The following is a 20,625-nucleotide window of genomic DNA, read 5'->3' on the forward strand; positions in this document are numbered from 1 at the left end:
GCTTGCTATTATTTGGTAATTATTAGTAAGATAAAGGGAGTACAGAAAATAGGGGGATACTATGAAAAAATGGGTTAGAAATGCCTTATCGGTTACAGTAGGGCTTGGCTTAATTTCTACTAATCTAGCAGCAGGAACGTCAGCCTATGCCGAAAAAAAATCAGCGGATGTAGCAGCGATACACGTAAGTAATCCACAGCTTCAGAAAAAGCTGGACTTGGCCAATGAAAAGGCTTTAAGTGAGGATACGATTGTTATTAAATATTCGAAACCGCTTACTCAAGCAGAGCATCGGATAGCAGGCGGAACATTGCTTAAGAACTTCCCTACTCTTAACTACGCGGTTGTTAAAGTAAATAACAAAAAGAATCTTCAAAAGGTAATGGGAAAATATAAAGGATTTGCGCATGTAAATTCAGTGAATCCAAGTGCACTGTACAAGCCCTTAAATGTAAAAGATCCAAAAGTGTCTGAGCAGTACTATATTGATATGCTAAATCTGAATAAAGCTCACCAGCTGGCAGGGAAGAATAAGGTTACAGTTGCTGTCATTGACCAAGGTGTAGACATGCAGCACCCAGAGTTGAAAGGGAAGCTGCTGCCAGGCTATAACGCAGTAAATCCGATGAATCAAGGAACTCCTGATTTCCACGGAACACATGTGACGGGAATTATCGCCGGCAATAAAAATAATGGCATTGGCGGCTTTGGCGTAAATCCAAATGTAAACATTCTTCCAATTGATGTCTTTGATCGCGGGTATGGAGCATATGACTATGCGATTGCAGATGGAATTTTACACGCGGTGGATAAGGGTGCCAAGGTAATCAATATGAGCTTAGGCGGACCAATGAAATCGCCAGTCATCGAGGAAGCAATCAAAAAAGCATTAGAAAAAAATATTACCATCGTTGCAGCAGCAGGAAATGATGGGGCTGCAGTAGTTAATTATCCAGCTGCATACGAGGGAGTTATTAGCGTCGGATCAGTGAACAAAGAAAAGAAACTATCAGACTTCTCCTCATATGGACCATCAGTTGATGTGGTTGCACCTGGAGATGAAGTGTACAGCACGCTCTATGATTATGAAAAGAAGTCAAGCTTTGTTAAAATGAGCGGTACTTCAATGGCTTCTCCAATGGTAGCAGGTGTTGCTTCGTTGCTTTTATCAAAAAATCCAAAATTAACACCAATGCAGGTGGAGTATATTTTAGAGCATACAACAGAGGATTTAGGAGATAAAGGGTTTGACGTTAAATACGGAAATGGACTCGTTAACCCGGTTGCCGCGCTTAATTTTGATATGAAGAAACTGCCAAATTTAACAAACAAAGATTTGACAGTTAAGGAAATTCTAGAAAAGGCTGAAGAAGTAGACTTAGCGAAAACTTCTATTATCAATGGTGTCATTACAAAACCATTTGAAGAAAAATGGTACCAAACAGAGGTGAAGGCTGGGGAGTACATTCAATTCTCTCTAGAGGGTGCAAAGCAATTTGACTACAAACTCCTTATCAACTCACCTGACGGCAAAGAAAAAGTTGATGTCAATAAAGTGCTGGATGGAAAAACAGAAGGCAAGCTTTATAAGGTTCCGGCCTCAGGAAAGCTCACCTTTGCTGTGAAAGATGTGAATGGAAGCTATGATGATTCGAAAAGTCAGCAATCCAAGTACAATCTCTCCGTGAAAAAATATACAGAGCTGCCAAAGGATGAATCTACACTTGAAGCACCGATTGATCTGAAGCTGCCGTATAAATCCGGAAAGGAAAACTTTACTTTGATCGGTGAAGAGGGCGACGATGATTATTACCGTTTCTCTGTTGAAGAGGAGCAAGTCATTCGTGTTGACCTTTCAGGTATTCCAGGGGTAGATACAAGTATAAGTGTTTACGAGAAATGGCTTCCAACTGAAACAGCTGAAGGGGATGTGCAAGATATAGAGATGCCTGAGATGCCAGCTGAATTCCCTGAAGAACCAACCTACTATGGGAATAATAAAGGCAAGGGTGAAGGCGAAACATTATCCTTTACTGCCAATCCTGAAACTGAATTATTAATTAAAGTTTCGAACAAAGAGAGCAACTATTTCGGCATTTTTGATTTCTTTATGAATATGGGCATGATTGAAGAAGAGCAAAGCCCTGAATCTTCAGCAATCCCTTATCAGCTAAATGTGGAAGGGAAGGTTCTTCCTCCAGATGAGGATTCATTGCCAGTATTTTTCTCTGAGGAAGAGGAAATGAGCATGCTTGAAAAACAGCTGGGGCTTATTTCAACGACTCCAGAAAATGAGGAATTTGATTATGTCCAAATGATTAAGGACGGGGCACTGCCTTATAAAATGGGTGATTCCGCAACAGGATATCTTCAATCACTAGAGGATGAAGATTGGTTCAGCCTTACGCCAGAAGAGAATGGAATCTATGAGTTCCTTTTATCTGATAAGGATGCTTCCGTTCCAATGCTAGGAATCTATCAAGTGAAGGAAGAGAAGGACCAAAACGGAGAAGAGTACTCCTATGTTGAAGCGATTGGTACGAATGAATATTCGTTCTGGCTAAATGGGGAACTTGGTACTTCCGTGTATACAGGATTAAAGAAGAATGAAACGTATTATGTGAAAGTAAATACGAATTACTATAATGGCAGTATTTCATTTGATCCTTATAAGTTCACTTCCAAGCTTGTTGTGAAAAATCCACAGGATAAATATGAGGACAATGATAAGCCAGAAAATGTGAAGAATCTTGCTTCGAATGTGATCGAAGGAAACTTTGCTATGCCAAATGACCAAGATGTCTTCTATTTTGAAAGCAAACAAAATGATATTTATGGTATTACATTGGAAAGAAAGAAAGTTAGTGAGAAATTTAAATCCCAGTATCCGAAAGAACTGCTGGATCCGTTCTATGGTGTTTTAGTAGTCGTAGAGGATAAGAATAAAAACCGTAAATTGGATGATGAGGAAATTGCCAACTCGCAATATATTCAAAAGGGTGCGTCTGAAGGAAAAACTTTTGGTTCCTTCAAAGCTGAAAAAGGCAAGAACTACATTATCACAGCTTCTGCCTATTTCGAGGGCTTTAACCCATTCTCATTAATCCCATACGTATTAACGCTTAATCCGGTTAATAAAAACGATGAGGATAAAGGTTCAGTTGTGAAGAATAACATCCCATCTAAGCCGCTAAAACTAAATGCAAAGTCTGCTAAGCATCTGCAAGCAACTGGTCATTTAAATGCGGGGGTTCCTTATGGAGATGAAGATTGGTACGAATTGAAACTAGACAAAAATACAAAAGGAACCATTGAACTAGCTACAGGCATTGAGGTAGATGGGGTTATTTCCCTCTATAAAAATGGCAAGCTTGTTTCAACAGCCGATTACTATCTAGCAGGGGATAAGGAAGTTCTAAGCTTTGACCTTAGCAAAGGTACCTACCATATTAAGGTGCGTGATTCATTCGGCAATACCACTTTAAATCCGTACACATTAAATGTTTATAAAAATTAATATAATGTGATTCAAGTTGAAATGGTTGCCTGTGGGGTATTCGTTCAGAATCGTAATCCTTCTTTGGATTGCTGGCTGAGCGTGTGCCCCGCAGGCTTTTCAGCTAGTGTTTTTTGACAGAAAAGTCTCTATCTTTTTCCCAGGAATCGACATACAATAAAGATACGAGCTGGAGGGATATCATTTGAAAAAACTAGTTTTTATATTTGCTGTATTCATCCTTTTTCTATCGATACATCCCGAGGATTCCAAGGCTGCGACTGTGTATTGGGATGGAGTCGAGCTGAAAAAGGGACAAATTGGGCGTGTCACAGTAGTCAAACCTATTAATCTTTGGAAAAGAACAGAGGACGGTCTTCAATTTATAAGATTGCTTCAGCCTGGTGAGAAGTATCGCGTATACCGAATGGACGAGCTTTATGGCGGCCAATATGGGGTTGGAGGAGATGCCTACATTACGAAAGTGAAGGGGCATGTTATTTATGAAACGCCATCAGCTACTAAGCGCAAACTATTAGATTGTGATCAGAAATGCCTTGTTGAAAACATAGTAACTCTTCCGAAAGAAGATTATGATAGGACAGCTGTTGAGCAAGTGAAAGAGCGATTAGGGCATTTGCCAGAACCTATTTTAATGCAGCTTATTGATCATCAAATACATATCGTTCTAGTAAATGGTCCGATTACTGATACAGCGGAATATGCCCACCTAAAAGGTGTTGCCCCAAGAGGCTGGGAGGATACGAATAAAACATGGGATGATGTTCCTGGAGTCGGCGGTGGAAAAGCGGTCGTCGTTCGAATAGGGTATAGTGAAAAGGGAAGTGGACATGGTTCCATTAATTTAGAACTGCATGAGCTAGCACATTCTGTTGATAGTATACTGAAGAAGCATGTATCCTCTTCTGATGCTTTCAATGCGATTTGGAATATGGAAAAAGGAAGATTGTTCCTGAATGAGAAGTATTTCCTTAATTATCGTGAGGAATACTTTGCAGAAGCATTTGCGCTATATTATCGGGATGATAATTCCAGAGCAAAATTGCAAAGGATGGCACCGCTAACCTATCAATTTATTGAAAGTTTAATTTAGCAAAAAGCCTGTGGAGCAGCCCTCAGGCTTTTTGCTATTTTATTGGCCGATGGCCCGAAAACAAGATGAGTGGCTGATAAACTAGGAAAGTGGCCCGAAAACAAGAGGAAGTGGCTGATAAACTAGGAAAGTGGCTCGAAAACAAGAGGAAGTGGCCGATAAATTAGGAAAGTGACCCGAAAACTAGTGAAAGTGGCCGATAAACTAAAAATTTGACCGGAAAACAGCACAAAGGACCGAAAAACGAACAAATTCTTCAGATTAATAGCTACATATCAAATAATGTCAGTTCCAATCTCTTCTTTTTTAGTTCAAAAGTCGTTTTATCCAGTTATTTGTCCAATTATCTGGGAAAATGTCATATAATAATAGAATAGTATATAGAAGGAGAGGGAAAATGACGAAAAAGTGGATAGTTAAGTTAGCAGTAGTTGTTGCATTGATATTTGGTTTAAGCTCTCAGGCTTCAGCAAGCGAGCCGAAAGTTTATTGGGATGGACTTCTTATGGTTAAAGGCCAAGTGGGGAAAATAAAAGTGATTAAGCCTATTAATCTATGGAAAAGAGATGGAAATAAGCTTGTGTTTGAACGGGTATTAAAGCCTGGTGAGCAATATCGTGTGTATCGCTATGACAATCTCTTTGGGGGCCAATATGGACTCGGAGGCGGTTATTATATTACGAAAATGGCAGGGTATGTTGACTACCGAACACCATCTAAGAAAAAGCTGGCAGAGCTTGAAACTGCATATAGTGGCGGTGGAACAACAACGAAGCCAATAGGAAATCTTTCGATCGGAAAAGTGACACAGCAGCAATCAAAGAAGATCGCTCCTGGTGTAACAGAAACAGAGCTTTCAGTAACGAGCAACAGAGGAAAGCAGAAAATTTATACAGTTGAGTATGACGGAAAGACAGAGAAGATTAGTTTAGAAACGGCTTTGGCAAAAGGGCAATTATACGGATTTGAACCTGTATCAAAACAAGCAAATAATGCCCAAACGCCAGAGAAACATGTAGTAGCGGGTATCAACGGTGACTACTTTGATAAAAATGGTCATCCAGTAGATCTAATGATACAAAAAGGCGAAATTGTTGCTACGAGTCAGACGCCATTAAATGAATTAGCTGTTTTCGGTGTAACAAAAGAGGGCAAGCCATTAATAGGCAATCCACAATTGAAAATTTCTGTTCAAGTAAATGGACAGAATGCGTATTGGATTAATTCTGTTAATAGAACTAGATCGGCCAACCATCTTGTACTTTATACACCAGCTTTTGCAAGCTCTACACGTACAAATAATCTTGGAACAGAAGTGGTTGTCAAAACGGAGTTTGGTCAATTAAACGGACATAGTGTGTTAACAGGCACAGTTGTTAGAGTGGTGGAGAATGTAGGAGATGAGCAGCTAAACAGCGGGGAATTTGTGCTTTCTGGCCACAATTTCGGCAGTGATTACTTAAAAACAATTTCCGTTGGGGACAAAGTTGAAGTAAAGGCGGATTTTGGGTCAAATGATTGGAACCAAGTGGTGGAAGCGTTAAGCGGCCGTTACCACTTAGTGAAAAATGGATCAGTTGTTAAGCAGACTGTTGCAGGTGTTCACCCAAGATCGGCAATTGGAATTAAAGCAGATGGCGGAATTGTCACGGTCGTTGTTGATGGGCGTAATGCTCTTCACAGTGTAGGTCTTTCCTTAGCGGAAATGGCTACTGTCATGAAGGATCTTGGTGCTGTTCAAGCATTTACCTTTGATGGCGGCGGATCTTCTACAATGGTTATAAGAGATCATGGGAATGATTCCGTTTCAGTAGTGAACAAGCCTTCAGATGGGGCAGAGCGTTCCGTATCCAATTCCTTATTATTTATCAGTCAATGGATGAAGGGACCTCTTAATCAGCTTGTCGTCAATCCGAAGGAGCTTACTTTGTTTGCAGGTGCTACATATAAGGAGTTAGGCATTACTGTTAAAGGAATGGATCAATTCTATAATGCGGTTCCTGTTTCACAAGTAGCATATAGCTCTCCAGCATTGAAGAAAAATGCAGATGGCAGCTATACAGCTTCCACTTCTTTAAGCAATAGTGAGATGACTGTTTCATCTGGTAATATTAGCAGCAAGATTAAAGTGAATATAATTAATACGCTTGATAGCATCCAAGTGGATGAAAAGGATGTCATTGTTGAAAACAACACGATTTATAAAATTCAGCCGAAGGGCATTTATAAAGGCAAGACAGTGATTACCGATCCTGCATTGTTCAAATGGAGTGTATCACCAGCGAGTCTAGGTACAATTAATAATAAAGGCGAATTTAAAGCTGGATCCGCAAAAGGAACAGGTACGATTACTATATCCCATGGGAAAGTTTCAGCAAAAATTGCCGTAACAGTTGGAACACCTGAACCAATTCTTATTGATGGCTTTGAAAACGGAGTAGCAAACTATAAGGCATCTGGAGCAAGATATAAGAGTGTGAACTTAATCCAGGATCCTTTAAGCAAAACGGGAAAATCATCAGCGAAGCTAAGCTATGACTTTACAGGTACTTCAGGGACATCAGGCGCTTATATCGATGCTATTAAACCGATCGCTATAAAAGGCAACCCGAAAAAAATTGGCATGTGGGTTTACGGGGATGGCAAAGGGCATTGGCTAAGAATGCAGCTGAAGGACGGCAGCGGCCAAGAGATTCAGCTTGATTTTACAAAGAATTTAAATTGGACTGGCTGGAAGTATATCGAAGCAGCTGTTCCACAAAATATCAAAACACCATTAGTCATTGAAGCTCCAGTGCGTTACATGGAAACAAATGATGCAAATAAAAATAGCGGTGCCATTTTTATTGACCAAATTCAAGCTGTTTACAAATAAATAAAGAATGGATAAGAGGCCAAATTTCTCCCTGATTTTTTATTTTGATTTGGGGAATTTGGCCCTTGTTATGATTGCACTTTACAAAAAATGTTATTTGTATTGGTTTGATTTGTCATTTATGATATGGTACGCTAGTACAAGCAATTCTATTTTGTGCTCTTTTATGGGATAATTTATAGAAACCCTTTTCGTTGGAGGGAAAAGAATGTCAATGGGTTCGAATAATATGGAACAAGTAAGAAAGCAGTTTGAAAAAGATCCTCCCAAAATTATTGGGGGTTATAAAAGGCAAGGCTGGGCTCAAAAGGCTCTAGATAAAACCGAGAATGAAGATATCGAACAAGAGAAAAAAGGTTTTATTACAGCAAAAGCAATTCTTGAAGCAAAGGATGGCAGCTATTATCCGGCCTTTTTATTAATTGATACGAAGAAAAGCGGAAAAATTAAAGATGCTTTTTTTCTTTCTGAGGCACAGGAGCAATTTAATCTCATTCCATTAGAATTAGCTTTAGAGTTTATGGACAAAGACGCAAGTGACTTAATGCCTTTTCGATATAGAACACTCGGAAAAGTTAAAGGGGATCAATTCCAAAAAAATTGGCCAGACTTTTCGTAAACCTTCTTACATGGTAAGAAGGTTTATTTTTTGTTATAGTAAACGTAATTTTTCATAAAAATGGGATAATATGGCTAGTTCTTTAGTAGAGTCTTTCAAAATCACCCAAATTGTAACATCCCTGTAATATAACAAGAATTATTTAATAGATTTGAAATGATAAATTACCTGAAAATAATGTAAAATCATACTTGTAGCGATAATATACGACATTCTTCTTATTTTCGGGAGGTTTAAATGAAGATTTTAGCGAAAGTAGTCATTACGGGGGCATTGCTTCTTCCGGCAGTGTTCGGAGCAGGCAGCGCAAGTGCATCTAGTACGGATGATCTAGTAGAATATAGCAAGAAATTCATTGGAACTCCTTATGTTTGGGCAGGAGAATCACCAAAAGGCTTTGATTGTTCAGGATATATTACATACATATATGAAAATTTTAATGTGAATAATTTACCTAGAAGTTCTGCAGACCAATATAATGTTGGCGAAACTGTTGCTAAATCAGATTTAAAGCCAGGGGATGCTGTTTTCTTTAATACATCTGGATCTGGCGTATCCCATGCAGGGATCTATATTGGCGACAATAACTTTATTCATGCATCAACTTCTGACGGCGTTAGAATCAATAGTTTAGACGATAAATATTGGAAAAATAAGTACGTAGGTGCGAAACGATTCACAAACTTTGATGCTCCACCACCGCCGCCGGGAGAGTTCAAAGGACTTGAAGTAAAGTCTGGTCAAATAGGTGTAGTAGAAATTAAAAAGTCTATTAATCTATGGAAACGTGATAGCAATGACAAATTAGTTGTTGAAAGAGTACTTAAAGCTGGAGAAAAATATCGCGTGTATACATATGATGATAAGCATGGCGGTCAGTACGGGCTTGGCGATAATATGTACATAACGAAAATGGATACACATATTGAGTACTTTTCATTGTAAGAAAAGAAGAGGTCTGAAGCTTAGCTTCAGGCCTCTTCTTTCATATTAACAGCTGCATTTTGAGGAACATAAGTCTTCCATTTAGATAGATCTAGATTTTCCTTTGTTATCGCTGATTCTGGGAAAACAAAGGTCCATGGTTTGCATGTTTGGCTCTTGATTTCAAGGTTATTTAATTGAAACCCAGCCTGGGCAACAGCTTCTCCGGAAGCATCTTCGAATACTAGTGGCAGGTTTTCAATCGTAATGCTGCGGTTGCTTGCATTGCGGATTAGTAATGTGGCAGCCAATCCTCTTCCTTCGATCATTTTTGCCTCTAGTCCCATGAAATTAACTTCTCCTTCACGTAAAGGCGGAAGGTTCTTTACAATGTCTTCTAAATGTTGTTTCTGCTCGTCACTAAAGGCTTCTTTCCAGCTATCCTCAAGATCGAGTGGAAGAACGTCTGGAGCTTTTTGCTTCAGTTCAAAAACAACCTTCCAATTATTTTTAGGAATTTCATCTACGAGTTTATTATCGTTTTCGAATAAGAATCTCCATGGTCTGCAAGAGTTAGGAGGCAATTCACCGAATAAGTCCATTTCAAAGCTCTTTCTAGCTAATCGTTCATTATCGCCATTCACAATAACTAAGTCAATTACCTCGAAGCTTACAGGCTTAGGAAGGGAGCTTCTTAAGAAAGCGGTGATAACGAACCCGCCATCATATTCGTATAAATTAATGCCATTAATGGCAATTTGGTTTGGCTGAAGCGTTGGCAATTTTTGATGGTTATATTGGAACACATATTTTTCTTGCACGCTCAAGTCCCATTCTGGGTGATAAGAAAGCTCTGTTTTTATTCCTTCTTCATTATCTGTTGCGCGAATATCTAATGATTTATTTTCCTCTTGCCCGTTTACATCTTTATTTCCCTTATTAAAAATCCCCATAAGTCGTTCAGTCCCCTTTTAAAAGGAATAAGGCGAGTTTTTGTAGAATCGCCTTATTCTTATCTTTATTGTTTCTCCTCACTAGGAAGAAAATGCTGAATGATCATTCTTGTTTGCTTGCTTGCTTGAGCATCTAATTCGGCTAAGAAATGCTTGAACTCCTCGAAGCCTTCCAGCTCGTATAGGCGGTACGGATCCTCTTGGCCATAGCCGCGAATATTGAAGCCTTCTCTTAATTGCATCATCATTTCCATATGAACAACCCATGAACGATCTAAATTTTGCAGATATAATAATTTAACCTGCGATTGGAAATCTTCATTTGCTTCAAGATTCTTTATTTCATTCATATAATTCTCATATAATTGGTCGATCTTTTCTCGAATTCCCTCTTTTTCAAGATCGAGTAATTCAGAGGCTTGGAATGGCAGCTCACCGAAAACAAGTGTCAGTTCTTCATGCAAACCATCTGCTACTGAATTTTCTGTAATGAGTTCAGCAGGGCAATAGGTTTCAAAGATGTTATTAAGATGATTTTGTAAAGAGTTGTTGATCAAATCTACTGAATTCGTATTTGCTAGTAGTGCATCACGTTTTTCATAAACGATTTTCCGTTGTTGGTTAACGACATCATCTAGCTTCAATAGATGATTTCTAGCAGAGAAATGACCGCCTTCTACAATGGATTGAACTTTAAGCACAAATTTCACTGGATTTGGTGAAATGATAAGGCCAGTTTCATCCGTTTTCATTTTCTTTTTCCACCTATCCATCTCTTCTTTATCATAACTATTAAAGATATCATCTTCAATGGATATGATAAATTGAGTAGAGCCTGGGTCTCCTTGTCTTCCAGCTCTTCCTCTCAGCTGCATATCAATTCTTTCACTTTCATGGAGCTCTGTGCCGATTATATGCAAGCCGCCAAGCTCTCTGACAGCAGGGTCCAAGATAATATCCGTTCCGCGTCCGGCCATGTTTGTAGAAAGCATGACTTGATTTTTTTGTCCGGCTTGAGAGATGATGTTTGCTTCATCTTCTTCCGTTTTTGCATTAAGAATTCTATGCTTGATTCCAGCCTTTTCTAGATAGCCTGAAAGCTTTTCTGACTGTTCGATGGAGGTTGTCCCAATTAAAACTGGACGGCCAATTTTATTATTTTTGGCTACCTCTTCGACGATTTTTGCAACCTTTGCTTCATAGTCTTTATAAACTAATGGCTCATCATCTATACGAGCATTCGGTTTATTTGTTGGTACTGAAACCACACGAAGACTATATGTTTCAAAAAATTCCTTTTTCGAAGGTGCTGCACTACCGGTCATTCCGGATAGGATTTTATAGATCCTGAAATAGTTTTGGACAGTGATGGATGCTTGTGTCTGGTTCTCATCCTTAACAGTGACGCCTTCTTTTGCCTCAATTGCTTGGTGAAGTCCATCGCTAAAGGTCCGGCCTTCCATGATTCTTCCTGTAAATTGATCGACAAGCATGATTTCATCGTTTTTAACAATGTAATCCACATCTTTTCTCATGACGACATGTGCCCGTAACGATTGCATAATGTTATGAAGAAGCTCGCGGTGTTCTGCATCATATAAATTTTTCAAGCCAAAAGCTTGTTCGAATTCATTTGCTCCATTATCTGTTAAAACAATTTGCTTTGTTTCAGGATAGAATTCATATTGGTTGCCGTCTTCAAAATTCTTTACAATTTCAGAGGTAATATAGAATAATTCAGTCGCAATATCTGATTTGCTGGCAATGATGAGCGGAGTTCTTGCTTCATCAATTAAAATGCTGTCTACTTCATCAACAATTGCGTAATGTAAAGGTCTTTGAACACGTTCTTCAAAGCTTGCTGTCATATTATCGCGCAAAAGATCAAACCCGAATTCCGTACCTGTGCCATAAGTAATATCTGCGTTATATGCTTCTCTTTTCTCGGTTTCAGAGATTTGAGAAATATTTAACCCAACTGTTAAGCCGAGAAAATTAAACAGTTTTCCCATCTGCTCATAGTCACGAGTTGCTAAGTATTCGTTCGCTGTAATCACGTGTACCCCTTTGCCTTCCAGTGCTCTTAAGTAACTAGGGAGGGTAGCAACGAGTGTTTTACCTTCGCCCGTTCGCATTTCAGCAATCCCGCCTTCAAGAAGGACTAATCCTCCAAGCAGCTGTACATCATAATGGCGGAGACCAAGTACCCGTTTAGAGGCTTCTCTCACTGTAGCGAAAGCTTCTTCTTTTAAATCAAGAACAGATACGCCTTCTGCAACCTTCTCTTTTAAATATTGAGTAGCCTCCTTAAGCTCCTCATCGCTTAGAGCAGAAATCTTTTCTTCTAAATCATTTATATTTGTGACATGTTTATATAAGCGTTTAAGCTCCGCAGAATCTTCATTAAATATGCGCTTCATTAACGATAGCATGCTGTTCTCTCCTAAAATTTAGTAAAAGTAGTTCTATTTTTTATAAGATTAATAGCCGTTTCGGCTTCTACATTTTTCCCTATCTAATTATAACATATAATGTAGTATAATATAATTTGGAAGGGAAGCCGCAGTTAATTTTTGACAGATTCTATTATTCTTCTTTATTTGAAACTTTTTTCGATAATATTCGTCAACTTTAGAGGAAACTTCCATTTAAGGTCGAAAACTAATAAAGACTTTATTGTAAAAGAGGTGATACTATTAACAAGTAATTGCTATACCTTACAAGAGAATATTTTTAAAAATGAAATTAATTGAATTCTTTTTGATATATGTTAGTATAAATCTGGCTGCATAAATTCAAAAACTAAAGGTGATATCATTGGATATTAAATTTTTAGCTGCATTTATTGCGGCTTTAGTGACGTCCTTGCTAATAACTCCCTTGGTCATTAAGTTTGCACTGAAAATTGGTGCAACTGATAAACCGAATCATCGGAAAGTCCATTCAAAAATTATGCCTAGACTTGGTGGTTTGGCTGTCTTTGCTGGAGTGATTGCAGGCTATTATGTGGGCGGTCTCTATAATGAAAAGATAACTGGGATTTCAGTAGGTGCGATTATTATTGTTATTACTGGCGTCCTTGATGATAAGTATGAACTCTCAGCAAAATATAAGCTAATCGGTCAATTGCTTGCTGCAGCTGCTGTTGTAGGAAGCGGCTTGACGATAGATCATCTGACCATTCCATTTATCGGTACGTTTGATGTTGGTTTTTGGACATATCCGATTACGGTCTTCTGGATTGTTGCTATTACGAATGCCATTAACTTAATTGATGGCCTTGATGGCCTTTCTGCAGGGATTTCTGCGATTGTTATTGCAACCATTGCTTTTATGGCCGGAATTGCAGGAAAGCCGCTCATTTTGATGCTATCTCTTATTTTATTGGGAAGCACATTAGGATTTCTGTTCCACAATTTTCATCCCGCAAAAATATTTATGGGTGATACGGGAGCGCTGTTTTTAGGTTACGCCATTTCCATTCTGTCATTACTCGGTTTGTATAAGAGTGTAACCCTATTTAGTTTTATTGTTCCAATCATCATCCTTGGTGTGCCTGTTTTCGACACGACCTTTGCGATTATTCGACGGATTGTAAATAAAAAGCCGATTTCAGCTCCTGACAAATCGCATTTACATCATCGTCTCCTTGCCCTTGGTTTGTCTCATCGGAAAACAGTGCTATGCATTTACGGATTTGGAATTATTTTTAGCATTAGTGCTATACTATTTTCAACAGCAACACTATGGGTTAGTATTTTTATCATCTTCGGATTATTGCTGATCCTCGAGGTGCTCGCAGAAACAATTGGCTTAGTACACGAGAAGTATCAGCCTGTTATCAAAATATATCGAAAAGTTACTGGCAGACAATAACATTAGGCCGTTTGTGGACGACTCGCAAACGGCCTTTTTAGAAAAATGATTTGTCTAGCTGCAGCATTTATGTTCGAAATTTGTCATTTTACAACAGTGTTAAATAGCAATTTTTATCCCTTTTTATGTTAAAATGATTTAGTATTTCATCTAGGAAGTTGGAGGAAATGAATATGAAAATTCCTATGTTAGATTTAAGTGAACAATATCAAACGTTAAAGAACGAAATGCTTACTGCTTTAGATCAAGTGATGAGCTCTTCTCATTTTATTTTAGGCGATAATGTGAAGAAGCTGGAAGCAGATGTGGCAGCGTATAGTCATGTTCAGCATGGAATTGGTGTAGCAAACGGTAGTGATGCCATACATATTGCTTTACAAGCAGCAGGAGTAAAATCAGGTGATGAAGTAATTACAACACCATTTACTTTCTTTGCTACTGGCGGTTCGATTGTTCGTGCTGGAGCTACTCCGGTTTATATTGATATCGACCCAGTAACATTTAATCTTGATCCAAAGAAAATCGAAGCAGCCATTACTGAAAAAACAAAAGCAATTATTCCTGTTCATCTATATGGGCAAACAGCTGATATGGAAGAAATTTGTGCGATTGCTGATAAGCATCAACTTGCGGTAATCGGTGATGCTGCACAAGCAATTGGTGCTAAGCATAAAGGGAAAACAGTTGCAGAATATGGTACGGCTGCAACATACAGCTTTTTCCCAACAAAGAACCTGGGAGCATACGGAGATGCGGGCATGGTTGTTACAAATGATGACCAAGTAGCAGAAAACAGCCGTGTCATCCGTGTTCACGGAAGCAAGCCGAAATATTATCACCATGTATTAGGCTATAACAGCCGTTTGGATGAGATGCAAGCTGCTGTTTTAAACGTGAAATTCCCGCATTTAGATAAATGGAGCGAGCTGAGAAGAGAAAGAGCAGCTATTTACACACATCTTCTTAATGAGCAATTAGGGGACTTAGTAAAAACGCCGGTTGAAAAAGAAGGCAATTACCATGTATTCCACCAATACACGATCCGTGTAGATAAGCGTGATGAATTACAGGCTTTCTTAAAAGAACAAGGTGTGCAAACAATGATTTACTATCCGCTGCCACTCCATGTACAGCCTGTTTTTAAAGATCTAGGCTATAAAGAAGGAGATATGCCAGAATCAGAAAAGGCAGCTAAAGAGGCATTGTCATTGCCAATGTTCCCTGAACTGAAACAAGAACAACAAGAATATGTAGTAGCGAAAATCGCGGAGTTTTTCAAAAAATAAAAAATAAAATGGAACGTCGCCGAGCAGGGGGCGTTTCTTTACTTGCTTTTTTCGCAATAATAAGCAGTTTCTATAATTTTAAAAGGAATGGTGGTCTTTTTGGCAGAACAAAAAAGATTTGCGTTATATGAATACTTAGTTTTCTTTTGGAAGAAGAAAATTTTCTTCCTTATTATCCCCCTACTGTTTACATTATTAGGATTCGGTGCTTCTTATTTAATCCCTAAGGATGGCAAATACGTAGGGAGTGCAACTGTTTTTACAGGTTCTATTAAGCAAAAGGCATTAACAAATCCATCGAATGTGGTTGCTACTTATGGCAAAGATGTTCATGGGGTCATTGATGCGTATGTTTCTAGTGAAAGCTATGTAAAAATCAAAATTTTTGATGATAATGAAGAGCGTCTTAAAAAGGATCTTCAAAAGATGGCAGCTGGCATTGAGCAGGGACTTGTTGACAGCTATGATCTAAGATATCAAACGACAGAAGATATTATAAAAAATAATGAAACAACCTTTGAGCAATTAAATGATGTGATAACAGTTAGCAGTGAAAGACTTGAACGTGAAGATTTAACAATTGAAGAAACGGAAGACATTACTAGCCTGCTTGAAAAATCTGAGGCAGATGCTGCAAAGGCCAAAACGTCTATTCAAAGCATGAAAACAGATTTAGCCTTTTTTGAAAAGCCGGGCATTGTTTCTCAAGAAGTAGGCCCAACAAACACGTATAAATTAGAACTGACATTAGCAGGACTTGTTTTGGGGATTATTGCTGCAATCCTTATTCTGATGCTATGGAAATATATAAATGATGCTAGGAGATTCTATAAAAATGATTAATTTTGCCGTTGTTGGTATGGGTCATATTGCAAACAAGCATATTGAAGCAATTGAAAAGGCTGAAAATGCGAATCTGTTTGCAATATGCGATACGAACCCTGCACGTTTAGTAATTGATAACGAAGATGTAAAGAAATATACGGACTTAGCTCAAATGCTTGAGGAGAATCCGGATATTGATGTTGTTAATATTTGTGTCCCTTCAGGGTTACATGCACGCTTAACGAAGATTGTTGCAGAGCATAAAAGACATATTATTGTTGAAAAGCCAATGTCACTTAAGCAGCAAGATGCTGAGGATATGATTAAATATGCGAATGAAAATGGCGTCAAGCTTGCTGTTGTTCATCCGAACCGTTTTAGACCTGCCATTCAAAAGCTAAGAGAGCAGATGGATGCAGGCTCATTCGGGAAATTAAGCCATGCAAATGCAACCGTTCGCTGGAATCGCAATCAGGCATACTATGATCAAGCTGAATGGCGGGGTACGAAGGAATTTGACGGCGGTGTTCTTATGAACCAAGCGATTCATGACCTTGACTTAATGCTATGGTTAATGGGGCCGGTGGAATCGGTACAGGCGATGGCGGCTACTCGCTTACGCAAAATTGAAACCGAAGATGTCGCAGCAGCTGTTGTTCAATTTAAGAATGGAGCGCTTGGTGTCATCGAAGCAGCGACGACAATTTATCCGAAGAACCTAGAAGAATCCCTTGCTATTTTTGGAGAAACGGCATCAGTGAAAATTAGCGGCAGAAACGCTAATTTTATTGAAACATGGGATATCGAAGGGGTAACGGAAGAGGAAGCGGACAAAATAAAAAATGAGATTCAAGCAGATCCTTTTGGCAAACCAGGGCATCAATGCATCATCGAAGATATGGTGCTTGCTGTAAAAGAAAATCGTAACCCAATTGTAACTGGAGAAGACGGTCTTGCTCCTGTAAAATTAATATTGGCCATATTAGAATCAGCAGAAACTGGCAAAAAAGTCGTTCTATAAAAGGAGAAAGAAAGATGAACGTATATACATCATTAATTAATAAAATTGAAAATAAAGAAGCTGTTATTGGTGTTGTTGGCTTAGGTTATGTGGGTCTTCCGCTTGCAGTTGAAAAAGCAAAAGCTGGCTATAAGGTTATCGGCTTTGACGTACAGGCAGCACGTGTAGAGCAAGTGAATATGGGAATTAACTATATCGGCGATGTGGTTGATCAAGAATTAGCAGACATGATTAAGGATGGCCGTTTAGTCGCAACAACTGATTATGCGCGTATCCAAGAAGTAGATGCCGTGGCAATCTGTGTGCCAACTCCGCTTGATATTTATCAGCAGCCAGATACTTCTTATGTAGAAAGCTCATCTAAAGAAATTGCTAAATATGCACATGAAGGCATGCTTGTTGTATTAGAATCGACTACTTACCCAGGAACAACAGAGGAAATTGTCAAGCCTGCGCTTGAAGAAAAAGGCCTTAAAACAGGCGAAACTGTATTTGTTGCTTATTCTCCAGAGCGTGTGGATCCAGGTAATAAGCAATTCAAAACGAAAAATACTCCGAAAGTAGTTGGCGGAATTACTGAGAATTGTACGAAAGTGGCAGCAGCCCTTTACAGAAGTGTTCTTGAAGGCGATGTACATGAAGTATCCTCTCCGGCAGTTGCTGAAATGGAGAAAATTTTCGAAAATACATTCCGTCACATTAACATTGCATTGGCAAACGAAATGGCCATTCTTTGTGAAAAAATGGGCATTGATGTATGGGAAGTAATTGATGCAGCTAAGACAAAGCCATACGGATTTATGGCGTTCTATCCAGGTCCAGGCTTAGGCGGACACTGTATTCCAATCGATCCATTCTACTTAACATGGAAGGCTCGTGAATATAACTACCATACACGACTAATCGAACTTGCTGGCGAAATTAACAACAGCATGCCTGAATATGTCATCACACGTGCAATGCAAACATTGAATGAGGATGGCAAAGCACTTCGTGGAGCAAAGGTGGCTGTTCTTGGTGTTGCATACAAAAAGGACATTGATGATGTAAGGGAATCTCCAGTTCTTAAAATTGTTGAGCTGTTGGAGCATCACGGTGCAGATTATACAGTAGTAGATCCTTATGTGAAGTCATTCAGATCATGCAATCAAAAGATTGAAACGGTTGAATTGTCTAAAGAGCTTTTAAATGAGGCAGATCTTGTTTTAGTAACAACTGATCATACAGATTTTGATTACGAAATGATCGCGAAGGAAAGCAAGGTTATTTTTGATACGCGTAATGCACTAAAGGATATTGCGAAGCCGAATAAATACATTAAATTATAATATATAGAGCAAGATTTGGAGATTCCAGTCAAATTAGTTGGGAATCCGGTCAACTCTCTGTTTATCCGGTCAAAATTTCATTATTCCGGTCAATTTTAAGGTAAAGGGAGACTTTCTTATGAATTTTATTGATCCTTCCGCTATAGTAGATGAAACGGCAAAGGTCGGTTATTTTTCCGTTATTGAAAAAGATGTAAAAATCGGTAAAAACGTTATCGTTGGTAACCGCGTAACGATTCATGAGGGGACAACGATTGGGGATAACACGACTATTGCAGACGGTGCCGTTGTTGGAAAGCCGCCAAAGCCAGCAAAAACAAGCACGGTTAAGCTATCTGATTCCATTCCTGCTCTGGAAATTGGTGAAGAAGTAACTATTGGTGCCAATTGCGTTATTTATCGTGGAGCGAAAATTGGCTCAAGTACATTAATTGCAGACCTGGCAAGTGTAAGAGAAAACGTAGAAATTGGGAATTTTGTTATCGTCGGCAGAGGCGTAACGGTTGAAAACTTTGTGAAAATTGGCGATCGCACAAAAATCCAATCCAACTCATATATTACTGCTTACACAACATTGGAAGAGAAAGTGTTTATCGCTCCTTGTGTCACAACGACAAACGATAATTTCATGGGCCGTACGGAAGAACGTTTTGACAAGATTAAAGGGGCACATGTAAAAAAAGGCGCTCGTGTTGGTGGAGCATCGATTATTCTTCCGGGGATCATCGTTGAAGAGGAAACATTTGTTGCCGCTGGTGCTTTAGTAACAAAGAATACGGAAGCAAAGACTTTAGTTAAAGGTGTTCCTGCTAAATTCGTCAAGATGGTAGACGAGCGGGAACTGTTATAGGGTGTTCGCCCAAATTAAGCGTTTAGGAGCGGATTCGCTCCTTTACGCATTTATGAACGTAGGAACGAAGCTAATAGCCTTTATTATGCTTCCGATATATACATCCTTTCTGCCAGATCCTGCACAATACGGGGTTTTGGATTATTTAGATCGAGTCACGTCCATGCTGACCTTCGTTGTTATTTTCGGAACAGATTCCGCACTTGCCTTTTATTACTTTGATACAGAGGATAAGAAGAAAAGGCTGGATTATGTCCGCTCGGTCATGACCTTTAGAATGCTGATAGTTTTAATAATTGCAATCGTATTTCTAGTCGGTGGAGAGTGGCTGGCACAGCTTCTATTAAAAGATGCTGCCCTATATTATTTGTTCTACATTGCAATTGGGGTTTTGGCTTTAGATACAGTAATTGCCCTAATTTTAACAGTTCTTCGTTATGACTTTTTCACGAAAAAGGTTGTAACTTTTACGATTTTAAAGATGCTTCTAATTGCATTATTCTCTTATGGATTTTTAGCCTATGTTAGCCCAACAATCGATGGCATTTTGTATGGAAGGCTAATAAGTGTGGCTATCGTTGCTCTTTTATTGATTAAGCCGTTAATCAAATTTATTAAATTTACATTTAATAAAAAACTTTTGAAAGAAATTCTTGTTTACGCTGCACCACTAGTTCCGGCTTCTCTGGCCTTTTGGGTTATTGTTAATGCAAACTCTTTTCTGCTAGAAAGGTTTACCTCGTTTCACGAAGTTGGTATTTACGGGGCAGCGGTTAAGTTTGCATCTTTAATAACACTCCTCACCAGTGGGGTACAAATGGCTTGGAGACCGTTCTCCATGTCGCTTAAGGATAGAAATGATAGCCCTGTTTTATTTGCAAAGTTGTATTATGGTATTCTGTTACTAGGGACAATCGGTGTTTTAGCAGTCGCTACATTAATGCCTTGGATCATCCAAATGTTAAATACCAACTATCATGAAGCTTATCAATATGTTGCGGTCTTATCTGCTGTTACCTTCTTGAATTTTTTCTATATGATTATTTCAGTCGGTATCTTTTTCTCGAAACAAACAAAGATTATTTCGTATGCATTCGGAATCGCAGCAGTTGTCAATGTTATTTTGAATGTGGCGTTGATACCATCCTTTTCGATCTGGGGAAGCGTCGCAGCTTATTTGATTTCTTATCTGATCGCGATTACGTATATTTTCTTTAAAAGCCAAAAACTTTATCATGTTCCGGTGTCATTTGGCAAAATGACCTTTTTATTTATGTTCTCACTGGTAGCAGTGATGGCAATCGTTTATATTCAGGAGAGCAGTATTTTGGATTGGAATATTGTATTTGCTTGGATCGGGTATGTGGTCGTTGTTCTGCTTTCACGGATTGATAAAGATCTATTGCGGAAAAAATCTGCTGCAAATTGAAAATAGGAAGGTCTGTGGGATACGTGTCC

The 20,625-nt window shown here is 38.8% G+C and carries 13 protein-coding genes and 2 pseudogenes; 13 read left to right on the forward strand and 2 right to left on the reverse strand.

Annotated features, from left to right (window positions below; all coding sequences use genetic code 11):
- Positions 1-61 precede the first annotated feature (61 nt).
- The 6 genes and pseudogenes from FI644_RS11960 (at position 62) to FI644_RS11980 (ending at position 9,049) form a co-directional block, all read left to right on the forward strand.
- The gene (locus FI644_RS11960) at positions 62-3,517 is read left to right on the forward strand and encodes a S8 family peptidase (RefSeq protein WP_142108386.1); all 3,456 of its coding nucleotides are present in this window, start codon (positions 62-64) and stop codon (positions 3,515-3,517) included.
- Positions 3,518-3,779: 262 nt separating this feature from the next.
- Positions 3,780-4,028: pseudogene (locus FI644_RS27535) on the forward strand (hypothetical protein); the annotation flags it as partial.
- A 78-nt stretch (positions 4,029-4,106) separates the two neighbouring features.
- Positions 4,107-4,610, forward strand: a pseudogene (locus tag FI644_RS27540) (anthrax toxin lethal factor-related metalloendopeptidase); the annotation flags it as partial.
- A 397-nt stretch (positions 4,611-5,007) separates the two neighbouring features.
- Positions 5,008-7,485: a phosphodiester glycosidase family protein gene (locus FI644_RS11970; protein WP_142108387.1), complete on the forward strand. Its 2,478-nt coding sequence runs from the start codon at positions 5,008-5,010 to the stop codon at positions 7,483-7,485.
- Positions 7,486-7,693: 208 nt separating this feature from the next.
- On the forward strand, positions 7,694-8,104 hold the full coding sequence (locus tag FI644_RS11975; protein ID WP_075209246.1) for a hypothetical protein: 411 nt from the start codon (positions 7,694-7,696) through the stop codon (positions 8,102-8,104).
- Positions 8,105-8,341: 237 nt separating this feature from the next.
- On the forward strand, positions 8,342-9,049 hold the full coding sequence (locus FI644_RS11980) for a C40 family peptidase (RefSeq protein ID WP_053478710.1): 708 nt from the start codon (positions 8,342-8,344) through the stop codon (positions 9,047-9,049).
- Positions 9,050-9,075: 26 nt separating this feature from the next.
- Here the strand turns inward: FI644_RS11980 and FI644_RS11985 are convergent, their stop codons facing one another.
- The gene (locus FI644_RS11985; protein ID WP_053478711.1) at positions 9,076-9,981 is read right to left on the reverse strand and encodes an accessory Sec system S-layer assembly protein; all 906 of its coding nucleotides are present in this window, start codon (positions 9,979-9,981) and stop codon (positions 9,076-9,078) included.
- Between the two features lie 65 nt (positions 9,982-10,046).
- Positions 10,047-12,413: an accessory Sec system translocase SecA2 gene (gene secA2 / locus FI644_RS11990; RefSeq protein ID WP_053478712.1), complete on the reverse strand. Its 2,367-nt coding sequence runs from the start codon at positions 12,411-12,413 to the stop codon at positions 10,047-10,049.
- Positions 12,414-12,798: 385 nt separating this feature from the next.
- Between secA2 and FI644_RS11995 the strand changes: the two genes are divergently transcribed.
- From FI644_RS11995 to FI644_RS12025, 7 genes are all read left to right on the forward strand, one after another.
- Positions 12,799-13,857, forward strand: coding sequence for a glycosyltransferase family 4 protein (locus FI644_RS11995; protein ID WP_053478713.1), 1,059 nt, complete (start codon positions 12,799-12,801; stop codon positions 13,855-13,857).
- Between the two features lie 173 nt (positions 13,858-14,030).
- Positions 14,031-15,143: a DegT/DnrJ/EryC1/StrS family aminotransferase gene (locus FI644_RS12000; RefSeq protein ID WP_142108388.1), complete on the forward strand. Its 1,113-nt coding sequence runs from the start codon at positions 14,031-14,033 to the stop codon at positions 15,141-15,143.
- A gap of 99 nt (positions 15,144-15,242) precedes the next feature.
- The gene (locus tag FI644_RS12005; RefSeq protein WP_053478715.1) at positions 15,243-15,986 is read left to right on the forward strand and encodes a hypothetical protein; all 744 of its coding nucleotides are present in this window, start codon (positions 15,243-15,245) and stop codon (positions 15,984-15,986) included.
- Entirely contained in the window at positions 15,979-16,989 is a 1,011-nt protein-coding gene (locus tag FI644_RS12010) for a Gfo/Idh/MocA family protein (protein ID WP_053478716.1), read from the forward strand. Before FI644_RS12005 ends, FI644_RS12010 begins: the two co-directional genes overlap by 8 nt.
- Before the next feature lie 14 nt (positions 16,990-17,003).
- Positions 17,004-18,317 (forward strand): nucleotide sugar dehydrogenase, encoded by a 1,314-nt coding sequence (locus tag FI644_RS12015; RefSeq protein WP_053478717.1) that lies wholly within the window; start codon positions 17,004-17,006, stop codon positions 18,315-18,317.
- A gap of 118 nt (positions 18,318-18,435) precedes the next feature.
- Positions 18,436-19,167 (forward strand): N-acetyltransferase, encoded by a 732-nt coding sequence (locus FI644_RS12020; protein WP_142108389.1) that lies wholly within the window; start codon positions 18,436-18,438, stop codon positions 19,165-19,167.
- Position 19,168: 1 nt separating this feature from the next.
- A complete protein-coding gene (locus FI644_RS12025) occupies positions 19,169-20,596 on the forward strand; it encodes a lipopolysaccharide biosynthesis protein (RefSeq protein ID WP_142108390.1) in 1,428 nt (475 codons plus the stop codon).
- Positions 20,597-20,625 lie beyond the last annotated feature (29 nt).

The sequence above is a fragment of the Cytobacillus solani genome, assembly GCF_006704205.1.
Lineage (GTDB): Bacteria > Bacillota > Bacilli > Bacillales > Cytobacillaceae > Cytobacillus > Cytobacillus solani.